The organism is Tardiphaga sp. 839_C3_N1_4, from assembly GCF_051811045.1.
GTDB lineage: Bacteria > Pseudomonadota > Alphaproteobacteria > Rhizobiales > Xanthobacteraceae > Tardiphaga.
Window position 1 is genome coordinate 2,985,079 of sequence record NZ_JBPWQD010000001.1, and the last position, 17,303, is coordinate 3,002,381.

Annotated in this window: 19 protein-coding genes; 7 read left to right on the forward strand and 12 right to left on the reverse strand. The window is 61.9% G+C overall.

Annotated features, from left to right (window positions below):
• Nucleotides 1-367 precede the first annotated feature (367 nt).
• The 4 genes from AB8A38_RS14340 to AB8A38_RS14355 form a co-directional block, all read right to left on the reverse strand.
• The gene (locus tag AB8A38_RS14340; protein ID WP_439086389.1) at nucleotides 368-1,057 is read right to left on the reverse strand and encodes a hypothetical protein; all 690 of its coding nucleotides are present in this window, start codon (nucleotides 1,055-1,057) and stop codon (nucleotides 368-370) included.
• 71 nt (nucleotides 1,058-1,128) lie between these two features.
• The gene (locus AB8A38_RS14345) at nucleotides 1,129-1,539 is read right to left on the reverse strand and encodes a DUF4345 domain-containing protein (RefSeq protein ID WP_439086390.1); all 411 of its coding nucleotides are present in this window, start codon (nucleotides 1,537-1,539) and stop codon (nucleotides 1,129-1,131) included.
• Nucleotides 1,540-1,908: 369 nt separating this feature from the next.
• Nucleotides 1,909-2,256, reverse strand: a complete 348-nt coding sequence (locus AB8A38_RS14350; RefSeq protein ID WP_120288496.1) for a hypothetical protein — start codon at nucleotides 2,254-2,256, stop codon at nucleotides 1,909-1,911.
• Nucleotides 2,253-3,188 carry a Ku protein gene (locus tag AB8A38_RS14355; protein ID WP_439086391.1) on the reverse strand — a complete coding sequence of 312 codons (936 nt, stop codon included), beginning with the start codon at nucleotides 3,186-3,188 and terminating at the stop codon, nucleotides 2,253-2,255. The genes AB8A38_RS14350 and AB8A38_RS14355 overlap by 4 nt, the downstream gene beginning before the upstream one ends.
• A 126-nt stretch (nucleotides 3,189-3,314) precedes the next feature.
• Here AB8A38_RS14355 and AB8A38_RS14360 point away from each other — a divergent pair, with 126 nt between their 5' ends.
• The gene (locus AB8A38_RS14360) at nucleotides 3,315-3,473 is read left to right on the forward strand and encodes a hypothetical protein (RefSeq protein ID WP_439086392.1); all 159 of its coding nucleotides are present in this window, start codon (nucleotides 3,315-3,317) and stop codon (nucleotides 3,471-3,473) included.
• 146 nt (nucleotides 3,474-3,619) lie between these two features.
• On the opposite strand, the gene AB8A38_RS14365 is transcribed toward AB8A38_RS14360, so the two are convergent.
• The 4 genes from AB8A38_RS14365 to dnaG form a co-directional block, all read right to left on the reverse strand.
• Nucleotides 3,620-4,003 carry a DUF2809 domain-containing protein gene (locus tag AB8A38_RS14365; protein ID WP_439086393.1) on the reverse strand — a complete coding sequence of 128 codons (384 nt, stop codon included), beginning with the start codon at nucleotides 4,001-4,003 and terminating at the stop codon, nucleotides 3,620-3,622.
• A gap of 1 nt (nucleotide 4,004) precedes the next feature.
• Nucleotides 4,005-4,934, reverse strand: coding sequence for a DUF817 domain-containing protein (locus AB8A38_RS14370; RefSeq protein WP_439086394.1), 930 nt, complete (start codon nucleotides 4,932-4,934; stop codon nucleotides 4,005-4,007).
• Between the two features lie 35 nt (nucleotides 4,935-4,969).
• On the reverse strand, nucleotides 4,970-7,099 hold the full coding sequence (gene rpoD / locus AB8A38_RS14375; protein ID WP_175368825.1) for an RNA polymerase sigma factor RpoD: 2,130 nt from the start codon (nucleotides 7,097-7,099) through the stop codon (nucleotides 4,970-4,972).
• A gap of 281 nt (nucleotides 7,100-7,380) precedes the next feature.
• The gene (gene dnaG / locus AB8A38_RS14380; RefSeq protein ID WP_439086395.1) at nucleotides 7,381-9,411 is read right to left on the reverse strand and encodes a DNA primase; all 2,031 of its coding nucleotides are present in this window, start codon (nucleotides 9,409-9,411) and stop codon (nucleotides 7,381-7,383) included.
• Nucleotides 9,412-9,852: 441 nt separating this feature from the next.
• On the opposite strand from dnaG, the gene AB8A38_RS14385 reads away from it, so the two are divergent.
• The 4 genes from AB8A38_RS14385 to AB8A38_RS14400 all read left to right on the forward strand — a co-directional run bounded on the left by AB8A38_RS14385 (nucleotide 9,853) and on the right by AB8A38_RS14400 (nucleotide 12,587).
• The gene (locus AB8A38_RS14385; protein WP_439086396.1) at nucleotides 9,853-10,407 is read left to right on the forward strand and encodes a chlorite dismutase family protein; all 555 of its coding nucleotides are present in this window, start codon (nucleotides 9,853-9,855) and stop codon (nucleotides 10,405-10,407) included.
• Between the two features lie 102 nt (nucleotides 10,408-10,509).
• Nucleotides 10,510-10,809 (forward strand): BrnT family toxin, encoded by a 300-nt coding sequence (locus tag AB8A38_RS14390; RefSeq protein WP_439088522.1) that lies wholly within the window; start codon nucleotides 10,510-10,512, stop codon nucleotides 10,807-10,809.
• Nucleotides 10,778-11,098, forward strand: a complete 321-nt coding sequence (locus tag AB8A38_RS14395) for a BrnA antitoxin family protein (RefSeq protein WP_439086397.1) — start codon at nucleotides 10,778-10,780, stop codon at nucleotides 11,096-11,098. The genes AB8A38_RS14390 and AB8A38_RS14395 overlap by 32 nt, the downstream gene beginning before the upstream one ends.
• 271 nt (nucleotides 11,099-11,369) lie before the next feature.
• Nucleotides 11,370-12,587 (forward strand): MFS transporter, encoded by a 1,218-nt coding sequence (locus AB8A38_RS14400; RefSeq protein ID WP_439086398.1) that lies wholly within the window; start codon nucleotides 11,370-11,372, stop codon nucleotides 12,585-12,587.
• Here the strand turns inward: AB8A38_RS14400 and AB8A38_RS14405 are convergent.
• Both AB8A38_RS14405 and AB8A38_RS14410 read right to left on the reverse strand, forming a co-directional pair.
• Nucleotides 12,584-12,979, reverse strand: coding sequence for a gamma-glutamylcyclotransferase family protein (locus AB8A38_RS14405; protein ID WP_439086399.1), 396 nt, complete (start codon nucleotides 12,977-12,979; stop codon nucleotides 12,584-12,586). The genes AB8A38_RS14400 and AB8A38_RS14405 overlap by 4 nt on opposite strands.
• Before the next feature lie 8 nt (nucleotides 12,980-12,987).
• Complete coding sequence (locus tag AB8A38_RS14410; protein WP_439088523.1) at nucleotides 12,988-13,896, reverse strand: transglutaminase family protein; 909 nt, start codon at nucleotides 13,894-13,896, stop codon at nucleotides 12,988-12,990.
• 126 nt (nucleotides 13,897-14,022) lie between these two features.
• Between AB8A38_RS14410 and AB8A38_RS14415 the strand changes: the two genes are divergently transcribed.
• Nucleotides 14,023-14,826: an N-formylglutamate amidohydrolase gene (locus AB8A38_RS14415; RefSeq protein WP_439086400.1), complete on the forward strand. Its 804-nt coding sequence runs from the start codon at nucleotides 14,023-14,025 to the stop codon at nucleotides 14,824-14,826.
• Between the two features lie 45 nt (nucleotides 14,827-14,871).
• Here AB8A38_RS14415 and AB8A38_RS14420 read toward each other — a convergent pair whose 3' ends face one another.
• Nucleotides 14,872-15,846 carry a DUF3592 domain-containing protein gene (locus AB8A38_RS14420; protein WP_439086401.1) on the reverse strand — a complete coding sequence of 325 codons (975 nt, stop codon included), beginning with the start codon at nucleotides 15,844-15,846 and terminating at the stop codon, nucleotides 14,872-14,874.
• 80 nt (nucleotides 15,847-15,926) lie between these two features.
• Nucleotides 15,927-16,544 carry a LysE family translocator gene (locus tag AB8A38_RS14425; protein WP_439086402.1) on the reverse strand — a complete coding sequence of 206 codons (618 nt, stop codon included), beginning with the start codon at nucleotides 16,542-16,544 and terminating at the stop codon, nucleotides 15,927-15,929.
• 213 nt (nucleotides 16,545-16,757) lie between these two features.
• On the opposite strand from AB8A38_RS14425, the gene AB8A38_RS14430 reads away from it, so the two are divergent.
• Nucleotides 16,758-17,279, forward strand: coding sequence for an SRPBCC family protein (locus AB8A38_RS14430; RefSeq protein ID WP_439086403.1), 522 nt, complete (start codon nucleotides 16,758-16,760; stop codon nucleotides 17,277-17,279).
• The last annotated feature ends 24 nt before the right edge of the window (nucleotides 17,280-17,303 follow it).

Here is a 17,303-nt window from a genome sequence, read left to right on the forward strand (position 1 = left end):
CTAGTCTATTATGTCATCCTGGGGCTTTACGCCTTCGGAGCGCATGCGGACTACAACCGACGAGAGACCACATTGGATCAATTACTCATTCAGTTATTCGTCAACATTTGCCTTGACAGTTTCAACCGTCGCTCCGTCCCTCCGAGAAGGTTTGGATAACGCCCCCGCGAAGGAACGCGGGTTCCATTTAGGCACAGATTTTGGCTGTTCAATGGGCGATAATAGGACTTTTACACAACTATCAAATAAGCATCTGAAATCTATATAATAATCGAATCTCGCAATGTTCCGTCTGCCGTTAAATCGCCCAATATGTGACAAATAAACGATAACGCACCGCAAAAATCGCAAGCCAGCTGGCCTCGCATCAAAAGCCGAAATCTGGGTCATCATCTTTGCGAGGAGGCCGATGCGGACGCTCTGGAATTAGTTCAATCGCCTTCTCATAATATGACGAAACCTGATCAAGCCTCGCATCAAGTTCGTCTTTCGACAGAAGTGAGAACTTTCGACTAGTGACCTGACGCAACTCGCGTCTATGCGTGACGAGCCCCTTCGACAGATCAACGATCATGGTGCCTTCGTCGTCGGACTGAAATTCGTATACTAGAGCACTACGCCACATTCTGAGCTGCTCATCGTTCGGACATTCTTCTTGGCGTGGCTGTAGCGCAACCAACCAATTTGAGTTCGTCTTCTTCGAGAAGTATCGACCGATCGCTTCGATCTTAGTCGTTCGACCATTTGGCAATCGATAGACGCTCGGAGCGAGAGAGTTGCCGCTCCATTGATGATTATCCGCAAATCTGACGAACAGTTCGACCGCCTTAAGTACAGATGCTTGCGCCTCGGGATAAACCTTCTGCCGAACAGCATTGCGCAGCGCGGTTTCCGGCAATTCGCGTGTCATTACAATTGGTGCGACTTTGCGCAGCCACCCCAATGTCACCACAGGCGCTGGCGTTCGTCGAAACGCCAAGCAAGCACCCATCGTGGAGGCCCCTGACAAGTGCCAGAACCTGACCAGATCGTGGATAGGCGGAAGATTCTCTGCCATTCGGCAACTCTACCTGAGTCGCTGTAAAGATGTATTTTATCGTCACGTATTCTTGGGTTGCGAAGAAGCCTCTACGCCGCCTCACCTGCCATCTGCCTGTTCGTCATCACCTGCGCCGCGATGATGATCCACGGGAGCACCAGTTCCGGCACGAGATAGGTGATCCACAGGGCATGCGGTTCGGGCAGGCCGACCTTTGATATCGACAGCACGCGGCCGAGGCCGCCGACGAACACCGTCGCCGCCATCAGGAAGACCAGCGTGTTGTGGTCGCGAATGGTCGATGCCGCCCACAGGCCCATGACGCCCGACATCAGATAGATGCCGCCCATGAAGCGATGCACATTGTCGAGCCGCGGCGCGGTCTCGGGCTGGCCCATATACATCTGCAGGGAGCCGCCGAAGATGGCGATGGCGCCGACCAGAAACAGGCAGACCTGGACAACGCGCTGGCTGAGCAGCATCGGCGCGAGTGACGTCATGGCAATGTCCTCGGGTGAAAATGTGCTTCAGGAAAATCGATCGGCAATGCGTGACGCTAACGCGGGACGCGGCACAATCAAAGGGTGTGGCGGAGTTATCAACGTGGGCCGCGTCGTGTGCCGCGCTCCCGCGCGCAGCGAGGTGTGCCAGGCGGGATGCGGACATTCTCCCGGTTCGAGACGGTGCGACCCGAAAGGTGGTGATTGCGGCTGCGCTGGTGACGGCCCCTCACCCGACCGGCTTCGCCGGTCGACCTCTCCCCGCATTGCGGGGAGAGGTTAAGAGCGCGCACGATAAAAGGCGGACCTTGCGGTCCGCCTTTTTTATTCGGTCACCCCCTCGTCGTGGAAAAGTACTTAGGCCCCTCGTCACGCCAGCCTGAGCGTGAGCTGCCGCTCGCGGCCGGCGTGGCGCTGGACGAAGTCGTCGAGCGACGAGGTCACGTCCTCGTAATTGCGGTCGGCGCGGCGGCGGATCTCGCGGGCGACGTCTTCCGACACGTCATCGGCCCAGCGTTCGGCGGTGTTGAAGGCGATCACGCGCTGCGGATCGTTGTACTGGCCGGACATCAGATCGGCGATGACGGTTTCGAGATCGGTCGCCGCGACATCGGCCTCGCGCCAGGCGCAGCCGGCGCGGTCGAAACAATCCAGCACGAGATAGACGGTCTGCTCGCCGGCATCCGGCACCAGCGACGGGGTCCAGGCGCGCGTCATCCCGCCCTCCTGCCCTTGGTCACCCCTTTGGCCACCGGCCGCGCCGCCGTCTTCGCCGGCGCGGGCTCCTTCTTGCCGGTGATCGGCAGCAGCATTTCCTTCTGGCCGGTGGCGCGCTTCGGCGGCTTCTTCGCCTTCGGCTTCGGCGCGGCGCCGCCGCCCTTGAGGCTCTGCTGCAGGGCGGTCATCAGATCGACCACATTGGTGCCGGGCCGCGCCTTGCCATGCGGCTTGATGGCGACGCCGCTGCGCTTCTGGTTGACGAGATCGACCAGCGCGGACTCGTAGCGATCCTCGAATTTGCCGGGCTCGAATTCGGCGGCCTTCTGCTCCACGATATGCCGCGCCAGATCGAGCATGTCCTTGGTGACCTTGACGTCCTGGATGTCGTCGAAATACTCCGCCTCGTCGCGCACCTCATAGGGATAGCGCAGCAGCGTGCCCATCAGCCCGTTCTTCAGCGGCTCCAGCGCGATGATGTGTTCGCGATTGGTGAGCACGAGCCGGCCGATGGCCACCTTGCCCATGTCGCGGATGGTCTCGCGGATCACCGCATAGGCGTCGTGGCCGATCTTGCCGTCGGGCACGAGGTAATAGGGACGAATGGCGTAGCGCGGGTCGATATCGGCCTTCGGCACGAATTCATCGATTTCGATGGTCCGGGTGGAGTCCAGCGCGATGTTGTCGAGTTCGTCTTTCGACACCTCGACATAGGTATCGGTATCGACCTTGAAGCCCTTCATGATGTCGTCGGCCGCAACCTCCTCGCCGGTATCCGCATCGACCTTCAAATACTTGATGCGATGGCCGGTGTTGCGGTTGATCTGGTTGAAGCTGATCTTCTCGGAATCCGACGTGGCGGGAAACAGCGCGACCGGACAGCTCACGAGGGACAGGCGCAAAAAGCCCTTCCAATTGGCACGCGGGGCCATGGCAATACTCCAACTCGACAAACGCTACAGAACGCGGACTCAAGCGGGTCCCGCCCGATTTGTTCCCGGCGCCGGAACCAGTTCGGCAGGCGGGGGTTTGCCCGGCAGTTCACCGGGAGAGCGATGATGAGCAACGAGATACCGAAGGACGAGCCGCGCGAGGACGCCGGCGCGTCGAACAAGCAGACCGATCAGCCGTGGAAGGGCGTTCCTGAAAAGGAGCAGTTCGACCCCAAGCGCGAAAAGCCCGACCTGGAAAAGTGGAAAGATACCAGCACCCATTGAGGCGGCGCAGACAGGCCGCCATGAAGCATACACGTTGCCCAGCCGCGGCGCCGGGCGAGCGACATCATGGCAATGCCCCTCTGAAATCCGATTGGGATGAATTGGATAGGGCAGAATGAAATATCGCAAAGGACCCGACGCGCCTGTCATGCACGCCGGACGGCGCATTCAGCTCCACGGGCGAGCAGAATGCCCGCGCTATATGCGGCGATATCGGCAAAAGCGAAGTATCGCCCTATCAGCAGCACGCCGATGGTCGTCCGGCGAAAGGCATCGAGCCACGGCGTGTGCCAGAGCTGGCTGACTTCGACGCCGGCCGCGAGCACGATGGCGATCACCACGACGATGCGCGGACGCGCATCCGGCCAGCACGCCCGCAGCGCACAATAGACCATGGCGCCCCAGAGCGCGGAGCCGAGATATTTCGCAAGCGTCGGCTGCATGCCAATCGCTGGCCAGCGCGTCAGCAGGCCCACGGCAATGATGAGGATGGCCGCCAGAACGTAAGGCGCGCGTTGGCGGAGGCGCATGTCAGACCGGCTCCGCTTCCCCGCGCAGGCGCGGCCCGCCGGGTTTGGCGCGCGGCACGATGGTTTCCGGCCGGTAGATCAGCGTTACCAGCGTGTAGCTGATGATGAGCAGCAAAAACCATGAGCCCAGCTTGGCAAAGGACACCACCGACCACGACTGCATCTGCGAGGGATAGAGCCAGGTCCGTGTGAAGGTCCCGATATTTTCCGCAAACCAGATGAAGAGCGACACCAGCAGCAGACCGACCAGCAGCGGCATCGTGCGATCCACACGCCACACCTTGAAATACAGCGTGGTGCGGCCGAGCAGCAGGACAGTCGCCGCGAACAGGACGAGCCGGAGATCGGGCATATAATGATGCGCGAAGAAGTTCGCGTAGATCGCGAGGCTCAGCGCGATCATCGCCCAGCGCGGCGGATGATACGAGAAACGAAAATCGAACAAGCGCCAGACGCGGCACAGATAGCTGCCGATGCAGGAATACATGAAGCCGGTGAACAGCGGCACGCCAGCGATCCGGAAGAAACTGGGCTCGGGATAGATCCACGATCCCACCGACGTCTTGAAGATCTCCATCGCCGTGCCGACCACGTGATAGATGACGATCACCTTCGCCTCGTCCACCGACTCGAGCCGCGTGGCGAGCAGTACAACCTGCACGGCCAGCATGCTGAGAAACAGGAAATCGTAGCGCGGCAGCCAGGCGCCCTTGGGATAGAGATAGAACGTCGCGATGAGCAAGAAGACGACGAGGCCGCCGAACAGGCAGGCCCAAGCCTGCTTCATGCCGAAGCGAAGAAACTCATAGAAGAATGAGGTGATGCGGCGCGATGCCAGCCGCTCGCCGATCCGGCGCTCGGCCGCAATGAACAAGCGCAGCGCGGGCCATTCGTCCAGGGCGCGGGACGCTTCGGGGCGTGAGCCGGACATCTGTCTCACACGCACGCCCCGAAACGATGGTCCGCTTAGTTATCCAGGAACGAGCGCAGCTTGCGCGACCGCGACGGGTGCTTGAGCTTGCGCAGCGCCTTGGCTTCGATCTGGCGGATACGTTCGCGGGTCACCGAGAACTGCTGGCCGACTTCTTCCAGCGTGTGGTCGGTGTTCATGCCGATGCCGAAGCGCATGCGCAGCACGCGCTCTTCGCGCGGGGTGAGCGAGGCCAGCACGCGCGTGGTGGTCTCGCGCAGGTTGGACTGGATCGCCGCGTCGATGGGCAGGATCGCGTTCTTGTCCTCGATGAAATCGCCGAGATGCGAATCTTCCTCGTCACCCACGGGGGTTTCGAGCGACAGCGGCTCCTTGGCGATCTTGAGAACTTTGCGAACTTTCTCCAGCGGCATGCCGAGCTTCTCAGCCAGTTCCTCGGGAGTAGGTTCGCGGCCGATCTCGTTCAGCATCTGGCGGCTGGTGCGCACGATCTTGTTGATCGTCTCGATCATGTGCACGGGAATGCGGATGGTGCGGGCCTGGTCGGCGATCGAACGCGTGATCGCCTGCCGGATCCACCAGGTCGCATAGGTCGAGAACTTGTAGCCGCGGCGATATTCGAACTTATCGACGGCCTTCATCAAACCGATATTGCCTTCCTGGATCAGATCCAGGAACTGCAGGCCGCGGTTCGTATACTTCTTGGCGATCGAGATCACGAGACGGAGATTGGCTTCCACCATCTCCTTCTTGGCCTGGCGGGCTTCGCGCTCGCCCTTCTGCACGCCGTGCACAATCTTGCGGAATTCGCCGATCTCAAGACCCGTGAGGGCCGCGAGCTGCTGAATTTCGCCGCGCAGTTCCTTGATGCGGTCTTTCTCAATGGCGACGAAGTTCTTCCAGCCCTTGGCCGAGAGTTTCGAGACGCGGTTGAGCCAGCGCGGATCGAGCTCCGAGCCCTGATAGTTGCGCAGGAAGTCCTCGCGCGCGACGCCGTGGCTGTCGCCGAGACGCAGCAGGCGGCCTTCGAACGACACGAGGCGCTTGTTGATGTCGTAGAGCTGCTCGACGAGTGAATCGATACGCGCCTGGTTGAGGCGCAGCGACTTCACCTCGACGATGATCTCGTCCTTGAGCTTCTTGTACTTGCGCTCCTGCGACGGCGACAGCGAGGGGCCCTGCGAGGCGCTCTCGAGCTGGTTCGCGATGTCCTGTTCCTGCAGCTTGCGCAGCTTCTTGTAGCTGTCGGCGATCTTGTCGAAGGTCTCGACCACCTTCGGCTTCAGCTCGGCCTCGATGGCGGCGAGCGACATCTGGTTCTCGAACTCGTCGTCGTCCATATCGCCGTCGGCAGCGCTTTCCGACGTGCTTTCGCCGGCGGGAGCTGCAGCAGGCGCCGAACGCGGCGGCGCCGGACGGAACGGGGTAGCGGACGGCGGTGCAGCCGGCGGCGCGGCCACGGCTTCGGCGCCTTCGGCCACAGCTTCGCCATCGCCGGTGGGCGGTGCGATCAGCGCCGGGTTCATGTTGTTCTTGGCGTCGGGGCCAGCGTAAGTCGCTTCGAGATCGATGATGTCGCGAAGGAAGATCTTTCCTTCGTTGAGTTCATCGCGCCAGATGATGATGGCCTGGAAGGTCAGCGGGCTTTCGCAGAGGCCTGCGATCATCGCCTCGCGGCCGGCCTCGATGCGCTTCGCGATCGCGATTTCGCCTTCACGCGACAGCAGTTCGACGGTGCCCATCTCGCGCAGATACATGCGGACGGGATCGTCGGTGCGCTCGCCGGGCTCCGACTTCTTGACTTCGGTGACGGCCTTCTGCGTGACTTCGACGAGTTCGTTATCGGTATCGTCGTCCTCGTCCTTGCTCTCTTCCTCGCCGTCGCTGTCTTCGTTTTCGGAAACGTTGATGCCCATGTCGGAGAGCATCGACATGATGTCTTCGATCTGTTCAGGAGAGGTGGTATCAGACGGCAAGACGTCGTTGAGCTGATCGAAGGTCACGAAGCCGCGCTTCTTGGCCTGCTTGATCATCTTCTTGACGGCAGCGTCGGACAGGTCGAGCAAAGGTGACGGCGCGTCTGCGGAGTCCTTCTCCGGCGTGTCAGCTGCCTTGTCGTCTTTTTCCTTGTCCTTGGTCTGCAGCGTCTTTGCCTTGGTGGCCATTCAATGCTCCTGAAACGCGCTCACGCCGGGGGCGTCACCGCCCCGCTATCAATCCAGGGGGCGCTAGCGCCCCGATCCAATCATCGTCACCACTTGACGCACAAAGGGCGGCGCATATCCATCGCCACCCCCGACGTCGTCTTCGCGGTTTTCACTACTTAAGCCCCAGACCCTTAACGTGGAGAGCCTTAAGCCCGGATTAACCCTGTTTTTGCAGCCAAACCATGGGTTTGGCGAGTCTTTTCGCGGTTTGCCCGGGCACCATCCGCAGCAAAGTTGCCTTACGAACTGCGCTGGAACCGCCCCGAGGATTCTCCGAATCCCTCGATCAGCGCCTCGATCCCGTCGACCTCAGCCAACCGGGCCTTCACATCGCGCAACCAGCCGTAGTTCGTTTCGCTCGCTTCTGCGCCCAGAGCAAGCTCCGCGTCTTTAAGCTCCCTAAGTAATGAGTGCCACTGGCGATGCAAGGCAACGAGCTGCGTCCAGGTGGAAAGAACATCCTCGCGGGCCGCGCCGGGCCGCGCCGCCCACACCGCCTGAGTGGTAACTGCCTGCTCAACGTGTTGTAATTGCTCGGAATATCCAGCTTTAACCAGATCTGAACGCATTTGTTCACTTTGCTCGGCCTCATCGCCGTGATGATGCTCATGGGCAAAGGCCGCGATGATCCCGGCACGCAGCCGATGCATCTCGGGATGGGCGAGTTCCAGCGCCGCCACCTCCTCCAGCCGGTCATGCAGCAACCAGGGATGGTTGATCAGCGACTGCACGATCAGCGCCTCGCGCCTGGAAATGGCGCTGCGCTGGCCGCGCATGATCGACGAGGTCGCAAGCTGTGGACTGACCACCTGATAGGGCCCGCGCTGGATGGTCTGGGGTCCGGCATTGGCCCCAAACCGCCCGCCGCTACTGATTCGCCCCGCCGGACCGGGGGTGAACGGGCGCGGAGAACGGGCAAAACCGCCGCCTCCGCCGCCCTGCTGGAAGCCGCTGCGGCCGCCGTTGTTACCGCCGTAGTTACCGCCGTAGTTTTTTGGGCCGGTGCCGAAGGCGCGCTGCAGCCGCTCGGTCATGTCCTGGCGGTAGTATTTCTTCACGACATCGTCGCGGATGCCGTTCGACAATTCGTTGATGCGCGCCTCCAGCGCGGCACGGCGCTCCGGCGTCGCGAAGGTGCCGCCGGCGATCTCGCGCGCCCAGATCAGATCCGACAGCGTGCCCGCCGCCGCCATCACGTCCTCGATCGCGGCGCGGCCGCCAGAGCGCGCGAGGTCATCGGGGTCCTGCCCTTCGGGCAGCAGCGCAAAGCGCAAACTCTTGCCGGGCTTGAGATGCGGCAGTGCCAGCTCCGCCGCGCGCCATGCCGCCTTCTGCCCGGCCTTGTCGCCGTCGAAACACAGGATCGGCTCGTCGGCCATCTTCCACAGCAGCTGCAGCTGGTTCTCGGTCAGCGCGGTGCCGAGCGGCGCGACAGCGCCGGGAAAGCCGACACCGACCATGGCGATGACGTCGACATAGCCTTCGACCACCACCAAGGCTGCGCCGTCATGCGCGGCCTTCCGCGCCATCGGCAGGTTGTAGAGATTGTCGCCCTTGTGAAACAACGGCGTTTCCGGCGAGTTCAGATATTTCGCCGGCGCATCCTTCTTCAGCGCACGGCCGCCAAAGGCGATGATGCGCCCGCGCACGTCGGAAATCGGAAACATCACGCGGTCGCGGAAGCGATCATAGGGCACGGGGATGTCTTCGCCGCCGATCAGCAATCCCGCCTCGACCATGTCGGGTACGGGCACGCCGGCGGCGCCGAGATATTCCTTCAGCGCGAAGCGGTCTTCGGATGCAAAGCCCATGTGGAACTGGAGCTGCACCGCAGGCGTGATGCCGCGATCGGCGAGATAGCCGCGCGCACGGGCGCCTTCGCGCCCCACCAGCGTCTCCGCAAAAAACTTTGCGGCGAGATCCATGACGTCATAGAGCGTCTTGCGGCGCTGCTCATGGCGCGCAGCGTCCGGCGTCGCCGCCGGCAGCGCCACACCCGCCATCTGCGCCAGCCGCTCGACCGCTTCGACGAAACTGGCGCCGTCGGTCTCCATCACGAAATTGATGATGTCGCCGTGCTTGCCTGACGAGAAGTCGTGGTAAAACCCCTTCTCGTCATTGACGAAAAACGACGGCGACTTTTCCTGCTGGAACGGCGACAGCCCCTTCCACTCCCGCCCCGCCTTCTTCAACTTGACGCGCTTGCTCACGACTTCCGAAACCGGAAGCCGGGCGCGCAGATCGTCGAGGAATTGGGGCGTGAAGCGCATGGGCCGTTATCGTGCGATCAGGTTAGGTAAGTGTTGCGGGCTCGGATGTGAGCCTTTTGGGCCTTGGCCCATGAGCCTTGGCCCAGCCGACCATGGATATAGGTTTTCCGGGAGCAGATTTGAACTGGCCGTTATTGATACCGCTATTCACAGGGCCGGACCGGATTGGGTGCGCCACACTCCGACCTCATCCTGAGGAGCGCGCTCTTGCGCGCGTCTCGAAGGATGGCGGGCCATTCGCTGGAGACGCACCCCACATTCATGGTTCGAGACGGCACAAGAGCGCCTCCTCACCATGAGGACGGAGTTTTTGATGAGATTCCCCGCCATTCCAATTGGAATGGCTGAGGTTCGCGCAAGGGCGCGCCCCGGAATGACGTAGGTGTGGCAAGCTTGTTTCAATTTGCTTGAACTCGCCCCGGTTCCACGATCACATATCCCATGTTCACGACATTCCGCGGCGGAAATACCGGTGCATGGCAGGTGATCTCGATCTCGCCCGTCAAAGGCGAGACGCTCAAACCCGTTGCCGCGCTGTCCATCACCCATGCCGACGCCATCTCGCTGCCGCTGCTGCCCTCCCAGACATCCTGGCGCCTCGCCGGCGTCGCCAGCCACGTCCGCTATGTCGAGCGCACCGAGAAGATCGCACTGGTTGCGGCACAGGCCGGCCTCGGCCGCGCCGAGGCGACCCATGGCGCGCTGATCCCGATCAGGAAGAACGCCGCCTGGTGGGACATGACCCAGAACGAGCGCCGTCGCATCTTCGAGGACAAATCCCGCCACATCGCCGACAGCCTGAAATACCTGCCCGCCATCGCGCGCCAGCTCTATCATTCCCGCGATCTCGGCGAGCCCTTCGATTTCCTCACCTGGTTCGAATATGCGCCGGAGCACGCGCAGGAGTTCGAGGATCTCGTCGGCGGCCTCCGCGAGACGGAGGAATGGAGCTATGTGGAGCGCGAGGTGGATGTGCGGGTGGTGAAGGTGGCTTGACCAGCCGCATATACAATCGTATATACGACGATAACCTAACTCTTGCGTAGCAAATTCCCAATTCAGCACCCTATAGCTGCTGATCTAAGTCGGGACTTTGCGATGATAGAGAACCTCGCGCATGTGTTCGTCGGCATTTCAGAGTTCGGCTGGAATCCGGCCAAGCGCAAAAGCAATCTGATCGATCACAAGATCGACTTTGCTCACGTTCGACAAATCTTTGATGGCTACATTTTCGTCCGGAGATCGGATCGTCATGGCGAAATCAGGTACCAAATCTTCGGCTATCTCGAAGGGCGAGAAGTCGCCGTCGCGTGCACGATCCGCGGCACATTCTGCCACATCATCTCGGCGCGCCGCGCGCGAAAAGATGAGCGAAGAAAATATTACGATCGTCTCTAGATACGAACCTATTCGAGGCCGGACCGATTGGGCCGCACTCGACGCACTGACCGACGAACAGATCGAAGAAGCGGTTCGCAATGATCCCGACGCCGTGCCTCTCGATATCGACTGGTCGGATGGCGTCGTCGTCATGCCCGCCAGGAAGAAGGCCATCTCCATCCGCATCGACGAGGACGTGCTGGATTTCTTCAAGAGCGAGGGCGATGGATATCAGGGCCGGATGAATGCGGTGCTGCGGTCTTACATGCTGCAGAAGGCCAAGCCGAAGACCAAGAAACGGGCATAGCTTTATTGTCATTCCGGGGCGGGACCGGCGCCGAAGGCGGCGGGGCCGAGCCCGGAATCTCGACATGGGAGTCTCCGGTAGCGCCAAGCCATATCGGGATTCCCCGCCACTCCAATTGGAGTGGCTGAGGTTCGCGTGCGAAGACGCACGCACCCCGGAATGATGGGTGTAAGGCTGCACGCTGCATGGCACCCATTCAAGACGCCGCACTTCTGGCATGGCATCACATGCGCCATATCTCTCCCACCGCCCCGCCCGCCTGAAAGCCTACATGTCCCATCCTGCCGAACATCCCGCCCGCGACTCCGGTCCCGGCGGCTGGCTGATTTTTTCCTTTGCCGTCGCCTGCGGCGTCACCGTCGCCAATATCTATTACGCGCAGCCGCTGGTGGGACCGATCAGCGAGAGCTTCGGGCTCGACCTGTCGTCGGCCGGCATCATGCTCACCATGGTGATGTTCGGCTATGTGCTGGGCCTGCTGTTCCTGGTGCCGCTCGGCGATCTCGTCGAGAACAAGCGGCTGATCCTGATCACGCTGGGCAGCCTGATCGTGAGCTTGCTGATCGCCGCAGCCGCACCCACTGCAGCGATCTTCATCGCCTCGACCTTGCTGCTCGGCGTCGCCGCCGTCGGCACGCAGATGATCCTGCCGGTGGTGGCGCATCTGGCGCCGGAGCAACGGCGCGGGCAGATCGTCGGCACCGTGATGAGCGGGCTGCTGTTCGGCATCCTGCTGTCGCGGCCACTGGCCACCATGGTGGCTGGCTCGTTCGGCTGGCGCGCCGTGTTCGTGATGTCCGCGGTGCTGATGTGCGGCGTATTCGCACTGATGGTGATCGCGCTGCCGCGCCGGCAACCGAAGCATGAGTTGACCTATGCGACGCTGATCCACTCGCTGTGGGACCTGATGCTGACCACGCGCGTGCTGCAGCAACGCTCGGCCTATCAATGCCTGCTTTACGGCTCGTTCAGCCTGTTCTGGACGGCGATGCCGCTGGTGCTGGACCAGCCGCCGTTCTCGTTCGGCCATATCGCCATGTCGGCCTTCCTGCTGTCCGGCGCCGGCGGCGCATTGGTGGCGCCGCTTGCGGGGCGCCTCGCCGATCGCGGCCGCGGCGATCTCGTGACCGTCACCGCGATGCTGCTGGTGCTGGTGAGCTTCGTGCTGACTTGGATCGGCGGCCATACCGGGGGCGCGACGGCGGTCACACTCTTCGTGATCGCGGGCATCCTGATCGATGCCGGCACGCAGGGTAATGTGGTCGCCGGACAGCGCGCGATCTATGCCCTCGCCGGCCATATCCGTAGCCGGCTCAACGCGCTGTTTCTCGCCTGCGCCTTTTTCGGCGGCGCGATCGGTTCGGGCTTCAGCGGATTTGCAGTGGCATCAGGCGGCACGTCGATGATCGCCTTGATCGGCATCGGTGCATCGCTGATTGCGCTGGCGCTGTTCGGGCTGGAAGTCGCCAGCAGACGCAAGGTGAGCTAGAGCGCAAGGAAGCGCCCGGACATAATGCACGTCGTCTCGTCGACCGGCTTGTTGTAGATATAGGTCCAGGCTTCGCTCACGCTGCCATCGGCGAGCGTCACGGCGATCCGCTCACGCAGATACAGCGCCGGCTGCGGATGATCCGGGCCGACGCTCTCATAGTCGTCGAGCGCCGCCATCAGCTCATCCGGTTTGCGCAGGCGAAACAGCTCGCCGAACACGATGTCCGCGGGATCGTCGGAGTGCAGCAGGCCGGGATAATGCGCGATCATATAGAGCCTGCCACGGCACGAGGCTTCACCAAGGAAATCCGCACCGGCCGAAAGCAGCTTCGACATCGGATGATCGAAGCCGCGCATCAATGTGCCATAGACGAAAACGCGATCGGGCATGACGTCAGTCAGACTTTCTCGGCCAGCGCCGCGGCGACATCGTCGCCCGCGGAGACCACATTGATACTCACATCCATGCCGAGAAACGCATCGGCCGAGCCCATATAGGTGCCGTGCAGCGGCACCGCCTGGCGCGGATCGCGCGCCACCGCGACGCGAATGAGATCCTTGCTGCCGATGATGCCATTGGTCGGGTCGAATTCGATCCAGCCTGCGGCCGGCAGATAGACCTGCACCCAGGCATGGGTCGAGCCGCCGCCCACATAATTGTGCTCGCGGTCGCCATGGATGAACAGATAACCCGACACGAAACGCGCGGCGATGCCGAGCCGGCGCAGCGCCTCGATCATGAACAGCGCAAAATCGCGGCAGGTGCCGGATTTGGTCTGCAGCGTATCGAGCGGATGCTGGGTGCCGTGCTCGTAGCGCTTGCGATAGGCGAACTGCTTGCGGATGCCGAGCGTCATGCCGGTCAGAATATTGACGGTCGGCGTGCGACCCTGCGGGTCGAGAAATCCGCGCGCCCATGCCGCCAGTTCACCATCGGGATCGCCATATTGCGGCCGGATGAATTCCTGCAAATCGGGTAGTTCCTCGGCGTCATAGAGGAACGGATAGAAATAGGCTTTGTCATCCGCTGTCAGCGCGAACTCGTCCGACGGCAGATGTTCGATGGTCGCGGTGGATACGAAAGTGAGTTTGCGTGCGTGTTCGTCGAAGGTGGCGATCGCCACCGAATTGCCGAACACGTCATGGATCCAGCGCAGCGACAGCGGCTCCGGCGTGATCTCGAGCTTGCCGTTAAGCATGCGCAGATCATGGCCATCGCGCGGCCGCAGCATGATCCGGTGCTCGCCGAATGCAACGGGATGCGCGTAGCGATATTCGGTCTTGTGATGAATCGTGAGCAGGGGCATCAATGGTTCGTTCATGCGTGATTTGTCCCGTGTAATTTATACGGAAGCCTGCAGAATCACAGACCGGGATGCCGCATCGTTAGGCAATATCGGGAAAAAGCCTTGGACAGAATTTTGGACAGAGCCTTGGATAGCAATCAGGACACATCCCTACGTCTCGGCCCCCAGGAGGTTCCGCCCGTTCTGGAACTCAATACCGCCGGACACTCTCCTTTTCTGTTCACCTGCGATCACTACGGCCGGCTGATTCCCGAGATGCTCGGCGATCTCGGCCTGCCCGAGAGCGAGCTCGTCCGCCACATCGCCTGGGATGTGGGCATCGCCGGCGTGGCCGAGCAAATGGCCCGGGCGCTGGGTGCGCATCTCGTGGCGCAGCGCTATTCGCGGCTGGTGATCGACTGCAACCGCCCGCCGGGCGCCGTGAGCGCGATTCCGCTGATCAGCGAGGCGACCACCGTGCCCGGCAATGACGGTCTCACGTCCGATGAGAAGGCGCGCCGGCGCGAGCTGATCTTCGATCCGTATCACCGCCGCATCGACCAGGTGATCGATGCACGGCAGGCGAAGGGCCAGCCGACAGTGCTGGTGTCGCTGCACAGTTTCACACCTGTCTATGCCGGCATTCCCCGCCCCTGGCATATCGGCACGCTCTATCAGCACGACAGCAAACTGCCGCCATTGCTGCTGCATCATCTGCGCGCCGAGGCCGATCTGGTGGTGGGTGACAACGAACCCTATGCGGTCTCCGACGCGACCGACTACACAATTCCCGTTCATGGCGAAAAACGCGGACTGATGAATACGGGCATCGAGATCCGGCAGGATCTGATCACCGACCCAAGCGGCCAGACCGAATGGGCGGAGCGGCTGACGCGTATTTTTACGGAGATCGAGGCGACGCTGATCACGCCGCGCGCGTCGCATCTGTAGCCTTCGATGCCGGCGTAGACGATGCATCTGCGTGGCGTGAGGCGCCTAGCCGTGCGTCCCGATGAAATAAGCCACCACCACAAATCCGGCAGCGACCGCCCACAGGAAATAGGCCGCGCGGCCACCAGGGCTCAGCGTCGAGTCAGACGGGTTGTCCGGATTGACGAAGACCTTCACGGCGTCATCGTTCTTGTAGTCCATCCCGAACAGCCGCAACTGCCATTGCGGTGGGTTCGGGTTGCTCGTGCTCAAGCTCCCAGCGGACCCGATGTATGCGACGTGCTTGAAACGGTAATTGTATTGCACGTTCCGGGTCTGCATCACCGGCCCGCTGCGACCGGTGTCGCTGTCCCGACTCACATAGGTTTCGGGCGCGCCCAGCTTGACGATGCCGGGCACCACGGGCCACTTCTTGGCCAGGGACCCCTGCCGGTGTAGCGCCAACCCAAACAAGGCAACGAGGAAGCCGAACCCGCAAAGCGCCGTCACAATCGGCGATCGTTTCGGATCGACAAGATGGTCGGCGATGAATTCGTTGATGCGGGCGCCGCCAAAGATGCCGCCGACCACAATCACCAGCACGATGACGGCGGCGATGCCAAGGCAACCGCCGATGCCCTTCGGCATCTCGCGATCGAGTACAGCATCGCGCGGATGCCGCGGGTTGTAGTAGACCATCACCGCGGTGCCGACCGGATAGCGCGCGATAGTTTCCGCGACTTCGAAATTGCCGCGGTCCTCGCCGATGCTGACGCGGTTGTTGGTGAGCTTCTGTCCGCTCACGGTGTATTCGTAGACGATATTCGCAAAATTGCGCTTTTCGGTGCGTTTGCGATCTTCCCGCGTATCGTCGAGCACCTTGACGTCTCGCACTTCGGAGGTCGAGACGATCACCTTGCCGAAGGTCGATGGCCAGTCACTGGCAGCGCGGACCTGTAGATATTTATAGCCGGCGGCAACCAGAATCAGGCCGAACGGCGCGAGTAGCATGGCATAGACGAACCAGGGAATGTCGGGCACGGCGAAACCTCATGGCACGGCGCGGCGCGCCCCGAGGTTTGACGTGACGATGCGGGATAAGGTTCAGCGCGACAAAAGATTCAGCGGGCGCGTGTCAGTGCCAGCCAGACTCCGCCGCCGATCATGAAGCCGCCGGAGATGCGCGACAGCAGCCGCGTCCGCCGCGCCGAGAAGAACTGTCGCGCACGGCCCGCGGCCACCGCATAGACAATATCGGTGAGCGCGGCCGTCACCATGAAGGTTGCACCGAGGATTCCGACCTGCAGGATGTGGTTCTTCTCCATGTCGACGAATTGCGGAATGAAGGCGCCGAAGAACACCAGCACTTTCGGGTTGCTCAGCAGCACCATCATGCCCTGCAGGAAGAAGCCGCCACGCGGCGGTGCCGGCGGCGTATCCGCATCGATGCCCTCCACCGGCGCGCGGACCATCTTGATGCCGAGCCACACCAGATAGGCAGCGCCGGCAAAGCGCACCCAGTCGAACCAATAGCCCATGGTGGCCATCAGCGTTGCAAGCCCAAGCGCAACGATGCCGATCACCACGGCAAGCCCTGCTTGCGTGCCGGCAATGCTGATCATCGCCGCGCGCGTGCCGTAGCGCAGCCCGTTGGCGATCACCAGCGTGACGTTCGGGCCGGGCAGCAGCGCCAGCGCGACGCAGGCAGCGACAAAGGCGAGATAGACTTGCAGGGACATAGGCGGCCTCTCGATATTCTCCGTCATGCCCGCGCTTGTCGCGGGCATCCACGTCTTCGAGTCAAGCAAGACGTGGATGGCCGGGGACAGGCCCGGCCATGACGGTGCTATTGTTGCACGGTCAAAACTAGCACCCAAAGTCGGCAAAACAAATCGCTCTTGCCTGATCTAGACGTGTCTGCTTGCCTGTTACCGCAGCGGAGGATGACGGCAATGATCGACATCAGCAAGTTCAAACCCGCGATCGTCTACACGATCTATGTCGCGTCGACGCCCGAGAAGGTCTGGCAGGCACTGACCTCGGCGGAGTTCAGCCAGCAGTATTTCTCCGGCTTCGCAGTGCAGCTCGAGGGAAACGTCGGCGGCGCGTTCAAGGTGCTCGCGCCGGATGGATCGCTGCATGTTTCGGGCGAGGTGATCGAACACGATCCGCCGCGCAAGCTCACCATCACATGGGATGTGAACTGGCCCGGACTTGTCGAAGCGCTCGGCTCGACACTCGTCACCTATGATCTCGTGCCGTCGGCCGAGACGGTGAAGCTGACGATGACGCAGGCGCATGACCGCACGTTGAGTGACGACATTCTCTCGGGCGGACGCGCAGGCTGGCCGGCGATCCTGTCCAGCCTGAAGAGTTTGCTGGAAACCGGCAAGGTCCCCGCGATCCAGATGGAGCCGCCGCTGAAGCTGCTGGCGGCGCTGAAGGAGATGGGAATCAAGGTGCCGGGGATGTGAGCAGCACGCGCTGTCGCTCCCTCT